General features: G+C 71.6%; 5 protein-coding genes. All 5 read right to left on the bottom strand.

The features are described 5' to 3' along the window. Positions 1 to 257: 257 nt before the first annotated feature. A complete protein-coding gene (locus VIB55_RS02325) occupies positions 258 to 1,622 on the bottom strand; it encodes a PAS domain-containing sensor histidine kinase (protein ID WP_331875051.1) in 1,365 nt (454 codons plus the stop codon). A gap of 73 nt (positions 1,623 to 1,695) precedes the next feature. Beyond that, complete coding sequence (locus tag VIB55_RS02320; protein WP_331875050.1) at positions 1,696 to 3,879, bottom strand: ATP-binding protein; 2,184 nt, start codon at positions 3,877 to 3,879, stop codon at positions 1,696 to 1,698. Positions 3,880 to 4,113: 234 nt separating this feature from the next. Continuing rightward, on the bottom strand, positions 4,114 to 4,893 hold the full coding sequence (locus tag VIB55_RS02315) for a carboxypeptidase-like regulatory domain-containing protein (protein WP_331875049.1): 780 nt from the start codon (positions 4,891 to 4,893) through the stop codon (positions 4,114 to 4,116). Positions 4,894 to 5,034: 141 nt separating this feature from the next. Continuing rightward, positions 5,035 to 6,249: a hypothetical protein gene (locus VIB55_RS02310; protein ID WP_331875048.1), complete on the bottom strand. Its 1,215-nt coding sequence runs from the start codon at positions 6,247 to 6,249 to the stop codon at positions 5,035 to 5,037. 215 nt (positions 6,250 to 6,464) lie between these two features. Continuing rightward, positions 6,465 to 6,852, bottom strand: a 388-nt coding sequence (locus VIB55_RS02305; RefSeq protein WP_331875047.1) for a DUF3800 domain-containing protein, incomplete at its 5' end; no start/stop codon positions are given.

Raw genomic sequence — 6,852 nt, 5'->3', positions numbered from 1 at the left:
CGCTGGTGCTCGTCCATGATGAACAGCGCCAGCGTGGCGTTCCGGGCGAGCGTATCCAGCTGCCGCCGGTAATGCTCGGCGGGCTGGTCGGCCCCCGCGGGGGGGCTGGTATCGATGGGGGTCACCGCTGCAACGTATTTGGAGGACGCGAACGACCGCGTGCCCCGGGGAGCACGCGGCCGAGCCGCGCGAGCCTGCCTGCGCGCGGGTCCGCCGGCCGTTGCGAGAATGGTGCCGCCCTCGGGCCCCGCGAGCGGCTACGGGCCGGTGTCGTGGGTGGGAAGGCGGATGAACAGGGTGGTGCCGGCGCCCGGGGCGGATTCCACCTCCAGCGTGCCCCCCAGCAGCTCCACGCGCTCGCGCATGCCCACCAGCCCGATGCGCCGCGTGCGCGCGCCCGGGGAAGCCATGGCGACGGGGTCGAAGCCCGCGCCGTCGTCTTCCACGATCACCCCCACGCTCCCCGGGCGCCGCTCCAGGATCACGCTCACGTTCTGCGCGGCCGAGTGCTTGGCCACGTTGGTGAGCGCTTCCTGGACGGTGCGGAAGAGGGTCGTTTCCACCTCCAGCGCGAACCGCTCGTCGTCCACGCCCAGTGGCTGGAACCCGGTGGCGATGCCGTAGCGGGCGGCCCAGTCTTCCACGTACGCCTGCAGCGCCTGCTGCAGCCCCAGCCGGTCCAGCGCGGGAGGGCGCAGCTCCGAGGCAATGTGGCTGAGCTCGCCCGCCAGCTGCACCGTCAGCGCCTCCAGGTCGTCCAGCGCGGCCCCCGCCGAGCCGTTTCCGCTGCGCAGCCCCCGCAGCCCCAGGCGGAGCGCCGTCACGAGCTGCCCCAGCTGGTCGTGAAGCTCGCGCGAAAGGCGAATGCGCTCCTGCTCCTCGGCGGCGATCAGCTGGCGCAGCAGCACGTAGCGCGTGGCCTCCAGCCGCGACCGCTCGGCGCGCTCTTCCCGCAGCTGCGCGGTGGCCCCCTCCAGCTCGCCGGCCCGCCGATCCTCCCCCTCGGTGCGGCCCCGGTCCTGCAGCAGCTCCGACTTCAGCCGGATGGCCGCCTCGGCCTGGTGCTGGGCGATCAGGAGCGCGGCCTCCTCGGCCCGCTTGGCCGTCAGGTCGCGCGTGACCTTGGCGAAGCCCAGAAGCTTTCCCTCCGTATCGCGCAGCGCGGTCAATGAGACGCGGGCCCAGAACGTAGAGGTGTCGGCCCGCACGCGGTGGCCCTGGCCGATGTATTCGCCCGACTCCGCCGCCTGGCGAATGTGGTCCTCGGCCGTGCCGTCTTCCGCGCCGCCGTCCGGGTACAGCATGCGAAGGTGGGAGCCCTCGGCCTCTTCGCGGGACCACCACTTGATCAGCCGCGCGCCCTCGCCCCAGAAGGTGATCACGCCCTCCGGGTCCATCAGGAAGATGGCGTAGTCGCGGACGTTCTCGGCCAGCGCGGCAAAGGCGCGGTCGGCCACCTCGGCCGGCGCCTGGCCGCGGTACGGGTCGCGCGGCGGCGCGGCGGCCGGGTCGCGGACGAGTTCCTCGCCCCGCTTCCACGCGGCCACCCGCTCGGCCGATTCGCGGCCGGGGGGCGACGCGGTGGAAAAGGCGGGGGAGCGGTCGTGGTATTCGTCGTTCATGTCGCGCACAGAAAGCAGGACCGGCGCCAGCGCCGCCGCATGGCGTGCCGCCGGAAGGAAAGCTGAGACCGGGCTACCCCGCCGCGGGAAGGGTGAGCGTGAAGGTGCTCCCCACGCCGGGCGTGCTTTCGGCCGTCAGGTCGCCCCCCATCCCACGCGCCAGGTCGCGGCTGATGGCCAGCCCCAGCCCCGTGCCCTCGGCCGTGCGCGCCAGGTCTGCCCGCACCTGCACGAACGGCTCGAAGACGCGCTCCATCTGGTCGCCGGCAATGCCGATGCCCGTGTCGCGCACCAGGACGTGCACGTCACTCCCGGACGCCGCGCACGACAGCTCCACCCGGCCGCCCGGCGCGGTGAACTTCACCGCGTTGGAGAGCAGGTTCACCAGCACCTGCCGCACCTTCTCGGCGTCGGCGCGGGCGGCCAGCCCGGCCGGGCAGCGGGCGACGGCAAGGGACAGCTCCTTGGCCTGCGCCTGCGGGCCCACCAGCGCCTGGGCGGCGGCCAGCACCTCGCCCAGGTCCACGTCGGCCACGTCGTAGCGCACGGTGCCGGTTTCCAGCCGCGCGTAGTTCAGCACCTCGTTGATCAGCCCCAGCAGGTGCCGCTGGCTGGCCTGGATGCGCCGCAGGTCCTCGTGCTGCTGCTCGGTGACGGGTCCGCGGATCCCCATGCCGATGAGTTCCGCGTACCCGCCGATGGCGTTCAGCGGGGTGCGCAGCTCGTGGCTCATCACGGCCAGGAACTCGCTCTTGGCGCGGTTGGCGCGCTCGGCCTCTGCGCGGGCGGCGTGCTCGGCCTCGAACAGCCGGGCGCGCTCCACCGCCAGCGCGGCCTGCTGCCCCACGGCCAGGAGAAAGGCGCGCTGCCCGGGGGTGAACGCCCGGGGCGCGTCGAACGAAAACGAGATCACACCCACGGTTTCGCCGGCCACCAGCAGGGGCACGAAGGCCGCGGCCGCCACGCCCAGCGAGTCCCAGGTGGGCGCGACGAGGGGATAGCGTGCGTCCAGCCCTTCGGCTCCCTCGCGCGTCTCCACCCACACGGGTGACTGGGTGCGGTAGCACTCCGTCAGGGGGCTGCGGAAATCAAGCCGCTGCCGCATCACGTGCGCCGGCACCGGCTCGGGAAAGCCGACGGTGCGCAGCAGCTCCAGCGCCTCGCCGTCTGGCGTCCGCACGGCCAGTGCCCCGGTCTGCGCGCCCTGCGCCCCCACCATGTCGGCCACGACCACGGTCGCCACGTCGTCCACCGTGCGGGCCCGCGCCAGCGCGGCGGTGAGCGCCTGCAGCCGTTCGGCACGGTCGCGGGCGGCCTCGGCCTGTGCCAGGGCGGCGCGCAGGCGGCGTTCGCTTTCCTGCAGGCTGCGCAGCGCGCGTGCCCGCTCGATGGATTCCCAGCAGCGCTGCGTCACGGTGCGCAGCAGCTCCACGTCCTCGTCCAGCCAGTGCCGCGGGGTGCGCTGGTGCACCGCCATCCCCGCCACGAAGCGCCCGGCCTTGTGCAGCGGCATGGAGATCACGGCGCGGATCTGCGTCTGCTCGTACGCGGCGCGGTCCCCCTCGGAAACGCGGGGGTCCGTGGCCATGTCGTCCACCACGTACGGCTCGTCCCGCCGCATCAGCCGCAGCGCCTCGGCCCCGAACGCCGACATCGCGTACCGCCCCACGATGCTGGCCGTGTCGCCCCGCGTGTAGTCGCCCGTGAGGAGAAAGTGGTCCTCGTCGGCCTCCACCTCGGCATAGGCGCAGCGGTCCACCTGCAGGTGCTCGCCCAGCAGCCGGGCGGCGGTGGCCACCACCTGGTCCGGGTCGGTCAGCGGCTGCAGCGCCTGGCCCAGCGCCGCCAGAAAGGCCAGGCGCCGCTCCACCCGCACTTCGTCGGTGATGTCGCGCACCTCGATGATGGTGCCCACCGTGCGGCCCTCCTGGCGGATGGGGCTGGCGGTGAACGCCACGGGGTAGAAGTGCCCGTCCTTGTGGACGAACGTTTCTACCCCCTGCTCGCGCATGTTCTGGGGAAAGGCCTGGTCGATGGGGCACTCCTCCAGGGGATAGGGAGTGCCGTCGGGGCGGGTGTGATGGACGTAGTAGTGGAGCGCCTTGCCCTGCAGCTCCTGCAGACGAAAGCCCGTCAGCTCCTCGGCCGCGCGGTTCATGTACGTGCAGCGCTGGTGCTCGTCCATGATGAACAGCGCCAGCGTCGCGTTCTCCGCCACCGTCTCCAGCTGCCGGCGGTAATGATCAGGACCGTTCACGAACCGTCACCGGTGGCGGTGTAGATCCCGGCGGGCGGCGTCCGCCTCCGCGGGTGCGAGCGCGGCCCCCCATGCAACATCCTCACCGCCCGGAAAAGCTGCACGTGCGCGACGCCCCGGAGCGAAGGCACCGACGCAAGGAAGGGCCGGGGAGCGCTCTCCCCGGCCCTTCCTTCGCTCCTTGCCGGCAGACGCGGCGTTTCTCACGCGCGGGGGGATTCCTGGTTGGCGCCGTTACTGGGTCCGCGTCCACAGCAGCACCACGCCGCACGCCGAGCCGGTGAAGTTGTACTCGGCCGGGATCGATGCCCCGCCCGCGTAGGCTTCGACCCCGGCCAGGCTTTCCGGGTTGATGAACGAGAGGACGTCTTCACGGGCGCTGGTGCGCGCCGGGATCCTCACTCCGTCCAGAAAGATCACCGGGGTCGTGCAGTTGCCGAGGCCTGCCGTTCCTCTCGTCGTCTGCAGGTCCATGAATCCCCGTGCGTCGTACACGACCTTGAAGCCCCTCATCCGGCGGAAGAGGTCGACGGTCCGCATCGGCCGAAGCTCGTCGATGCGGTCGCCGGTCATGAAGGCCCCCATGCCCCTTCGCTGCCGCGCGTAGAAGCCCGCCTGCTGGAGACTGCGGACGACGGGATCCACCACCACCTGGACCCCGGCCAGCGTTACCGCGTCGGTGGTGAGCGTGATCCGGGTAGAGGCGACTGCGCCCGTGGCGAACTGCACGGACACGCGGGCCGCGCCAAAGCCCAGCCGGTAGGCGTACACCAGCCGGGTTCCAGCGGGTACGCCGTTCACGCGGGCCACCCCGAGGTCGTTGGTTCTCACCCCCCCGCGCACCCCGGCCACCTCCACCAGCACTTCGGCGATCGGCCCTCCCGCCGAGTCTACCACCACCACGTCCAGGCTCGCCGTTCCGCCGGCCTGGGCACGGAGAGGAGCGGAACCGACCAGGAGCCCGGCCGTGAGCGCCACCGCGAGGCCGGCTGCAAATCGGGAGGTCAGCGGCATGGGACGAAGCTGGGAGGGGAGGGGGTTTCGCGCGTGGAATCCCAAGTGTGCACGATCGGCCTCAGGAGGGCAAGGCCGGCGAGAATCGCCGGCGGCAGGATGGCCTTTCGTGCACCCGCCGCCGCCGAGGGGCACCGCGGGTCAGGGGGCGACCTGGTAGACGGAGTGGAACAGGCGGGCCTGGTCCCCGCGGCCGGAACGCCACACGAGGTGAATGCGGTCGCCGGCGTCGATGGCGGAGACCAGGCCGTCGAAGTTCACGGCCTGCGGCTTCGTCTGGACCGTGGCCCAGGCGCCGTTGGCGAACCGCGCGTGCCCAAAGCCGGGGACACCGCCCAGCTCGCCTCCGCCCAGCAGCAGGTGCAGCCGGTGGCGGCTGTCGACGACCACGGCCTGGTCCCACAGGCTCGGGCTCCCCGCGGGCAGCACGGCCACCGGCGGGCCCCATGTGGTGCCGTCGGTGGAGGAGGAATGCAGCAGCACCTGGTCGTTCCAGATCGCGTGGATTCGTCCCTCCCCGTCCGCGGCATTCAGCCAGCTGTTCCTTCCGCCCTCCACCGGGGCCTCCCAGCCCCCGCCCCGGAACCGCAGGGCCCGCTGCACCTTGGCGCCCATGTCGTTGTACAGCGCCACCATCTCCGCGCCGCCCACGTGGTGCAGGGTCACGCCCCCGAACTGGTGCGTGCCCACGCGGAAGCGCTGCGAACGCCATCCAGCGCCGTCCTGCACCAGGAAGCGCGCCACGGTACCCGTCGCCGGGTCGTACTGCTGGGGAGTTTCCTCGAACACCAGGTGCACGCGCCCATCCGGGCCGGCCGCCGCGGCGATCCCCGCGGGCGGAGGCCCCCGCCCGCCGATGGTTTCGTGGAACGTTTCCGTCGCCGACCACCCCTGCCCCCCGCGGCTGCGGTAGCGTACGGTGAAGTCCCAGTAGAACGCGTCGTTCCCGATGTGGCGTGCCTCGCCCCAGATCACGTGCACCCGGCCCGTCCCGTCCAGGGCCATCTGCGCGTTCAGGCGGGCTCCCGGCTTGCCCACCGCTACGGTTTCCGGGCTGGACCACGCACCGGCCGTCCAGGTGCGCAGGGCCAGGGTCTCCACGCTGGCGGCAGGATCCACCCCGCTTCCATTCGACGATTGATTGAAGCGGTCATGCGCGATGGTCAGCAGGTACAGCCCCGATCCATCCGCGATCATCTGGGCCGGCCATGGCGCCACGGCGCCGTCGGCAAGCTGCGTGGGCGTGGTCCATTCCTCCGTCCCCGCGCCAGTCGGCGAGTCGCAGGCCGGAAGGGCCAGCGCGAGGAGGGTTACGACCGCGGCGTGGAACAGGGGCTTTCGGCGTGGCGTGGTCATCGAAGGAGAGGCGGTGGGGGAGGAAAAGAGCGGCGGGCCGGCGGGGACGAAAGTCAGAACGCGCTCACCCGCTGCACCGTGACATCGGCGTGCGCCTTCCACGGCCGGCCCGGCGATGATCAGATCCGTTTTACGTTTACGCCCCCCGGCCCTCGTCTTGAACTCTCCGGGCACCCCGTAGCCATCCGCGATCCATGGCGGGTGCGCGGCCTCACCTATTGGTCGCCCGGTTCATTCAGCTCGACGATCTCCGAGGCGGCCGGCAGTACAGGAGGCAGCGTTAGGTGTTTGCAGATCGCCAACCGCTCGATACGAGGAGCAAACGCTGCTTCTTCCGCCCACTTGAACTCACCGAACTCGCCTGGGGCGGCGCGGAGCGCGCCGAACCGGCCCACGATCCCGCAAATCCAATCGGCACATTGGACGGTTTGATACCGATGACTCTCCACCTGGTAGGGAGGCTCGAGCAAGTGCTGGAGCTTCTCCGGATCGGAGTACATCATGCGGGCTGCCTGGTCGAGCACAACGTCACGCTCCTGATGCTCGTCCATGACCACCAGCACCTCTGCATCATTGTCCGCACCGAATCGGTCGAGTTCCCGG

The sequence above is a fragment of the Longimicrobium sp. genome (assembly GCF_036554565.1).
In the GTDB taxonomy this organism is placed as follows: domain Bacteria; phylum Gemmatimonadota; class Gemmatimonadetes; order Longimicrobiales; family Longimicrobiaceae; genus Longimicrobium.
This window is presented reverse-complemented; position numbering and strand designations above follow the sequence as displayed.

Excerpts from the sequence above, each read along its gene's own strand:
- VIB55_RS02310 (WP_331875048.1), bottom strand. The coding sequence starts at position 6,249 with ATGACCACGCCACGCCGAAAGCCCCTGTTCCACGCCGCGGTCGTAACC.
- VIB55_RS02325 (WP_331875051.1), bottom strand. The coding sequence starts at position 1,622 with ATGAACGACGAATACCACGACCGCTCCCCCGCCTTTTCCACCGCGTCG.
- VIB55_RS02315 (WP_331875049.1), bottom strand. The coding sequence starts at position 4,893 with ATGCCGCTGACCTCCCGATTTGCAGCCGGCCTCGCGGTGGCGCTCACG.